The 2,269-nt window shown below is 36.7% G+C and carries 2 protein-coding genes; both read left to right on the top strand.

What is annotated here, in order from left to right; all coding sequences use genetic code 11:
* Positions 1–878 (top strand): glycosyltransferase (locus AC2VE5_RS25860; RefSeq protein ID WP_486890437.1); only part of this gene is annotated, 878 nt, incomplete at its 5' end.
* Positions 879–1,026: 148 nt separating this feature from the next.
* Positions 1,027–2,211, top strand: a complete 1,185-nt coding sequence (locus AC2VE5_RS25855; protein WP_486890436.1) for a glycosyltransferase family 4 protein — start codon at positions 1,027–1,029, stop codon at positions 2,209–2,211.
* The last annotated feature ends 58 nt before the right edge of the window (positions 2,212–2,269 follow it).

Genomic DNA, 2,269 nt, shown 5'->3' with positions numbered 1-2,269 from the left:
TAAATAAGGCATTGCAAGTTGCAAAAGGAGAATATATTGCTAGGCAAGATGCTGACGATGTTGCTTTGCCTACTCGTCTGGACAAACAACTAGAGGTGCTTGATAGGCTATCCAATGTTGTATTGGTTTCTTGTAATGTAGCTGTAATTGACGCTGATGGAAATCCTTTTGATGCTCATTATCGTTCTTGTCATTCTAACCTAGTACCGTGGTATTTACTGTTTTATAACCACCTAGCCGGACACAGCCAAGTTATGTATAGGCTGAGTACAGTAGAACGCATTGGAGGATACGCTGAGTCTCGTCCGTACAGCCAGGATTATGAACTTTGGAGTCGTATAAGCTCTGCAGGAAAAATTTTAATTCTACCTGAGGTACTTCAGAAACAGCGTATGCATTGTAAAAGTGTTTCTGCAACTAAAAGGTCAGATCAAAGTTTACTTTCGTTAGTTCAATCTCAAATTAATATCAGTCAGCTGCTTAATGAAGAGCTGAGTTTAGAGGAGCTTGCTTGTATTAGAAGATTTTGGACGGGTAGTTACTGGTGGAGTAGCTTTCCTTACTTTCATAAAGCTAATTCCATACATTTTAGAATTAAAGCATTATATGAAGCATTCATACAGCAACCCGGCTTAAATAGTTATACTGACGTTGATGTATCCTGCCAATTACGAAGCCTTATCGCTCAACAATTTGTGAGTTGGATGCAGTCTACAAAGGTATTTAGCTATTCAAGAATTAAGCTTTCTTACTTCACCTTTTTGTGGAATCCCACAGCTTTACTTCATTTTTGGTTTAATGAATTTTGGAATGCGTTTAGGGACAAATTAACAGTGTTTTATAAAATTGTTAGTTTAAGCCAGGTAAAGCCTTCTTAATTATTCTGTATTTATAGGTGATCTTAATTTTAGCTGAACTATTTTTCATGATAGAAGAAACTGTTCTCTAGATAGAGTTTTACATATTATTGATGCTAAGTCAAAGCTGGATACAAAGATTTAATAAAGTCAATTTTAGCAATGCAGAATGATTAACTTAATGGATAGAAAAAAGTTACTGTTAGTTTTTCCATCTACAGTCCGTGGTGGTGTAGAAGAATATACCCTAAAAATTGCTTCAGCAGCCGTAGCAGAAGGCTGGGATGTTCACGTAGCATTTCCGCAGGTTGAGGGAACTGTCTCTTTGGTACATGACTTTACAAATAAGAGTATAAAGTATCATCCATTGAATATTGCTGAGATTAGCGATCGCAATTGCTTTAAAACCCTTAACCATTTGTTTCGATTTATTAAAACTTTTGCGCTATTACAGAAGGTCCAGCCTGCCTTAATTCAGATAAATCTTCCTTATACTAATTATTGTTTTGGTAGCATCATTGCTTGTGGGCTTTTAAAAATACATACAGTCGTAGTTTTTCAACTAGTACCTAGCCATTTTATATTTAGCTCCCTAAAAAAAAGACTTCTTGCATGGGCTCGCAGTAGAAATCAACAATGGGTGGCAGTTTCAAGGAACAACCAAGCACATATCTGTAGTTCATTCGATGTGCCTTCCAGCAAAGTTCTTTGTATTTATAATGGTGTTAGTTTTAATCTCTCTTCGAGTGTTTCATGCTCTAAAGATTCTAATTTATTACGCCATAAATTGATTGAGGAGCTATGTTTGCCTGACCAAACCCTTTTGCTTCTAACAGTCGGTCGACTGAGTTATCAGAAAGGATACGATGTATTGGTTCCAGTAATTCCCTATATTGTTAAGGATTTTCCTGATGCAACTTTTATTTGGGTTGGGGAAGGTGAGCAGCGGCGATCTTTAACTAGCAAGTTGCATGAGTATAATGTCGAAAATAAAGTTAGATTTCTTGGATTTCGTTCCGATGTTTCATGCTTGCTAAAAGCTGCTGATCTCTTTGTCTTTCCAACGTTGTTTGAGGGACAACCTTTTGCAATTCTCGAAGCAATGGCTTCTGGATTGCCAATAGTTACATCAAGTGCCAGTGGTATTCCAGAGGTCATTGAAAATAAAGTGCATGGCTTGACCTGTCGTGTAGGTGACAGTTGCGATTTACTTGAATCAATACGTTGGGCACTTAAGCATCCACAGGATATGCAAGAAATGGCTCAAGCAGCTAAGCTTAGGGTTCAAGAATTTACTGAAGACAAAATGATAAGTGAAACGTTTAATTTATGGTATAGCTTTAAGAAAGTTTAAAACGCAATAGATTTGCTTAAATGGAAACTTTTTTAAAAATACTTCCGATGATACTTCT

The organism is Aliterella sp. E5.1 (assembly GCF_057473825.1).
The sequence above is the reverse complement of the archived record's forward strand: the minus strand, read 5'-3'. Positions and strand labels throughout refer to the sequence as shown.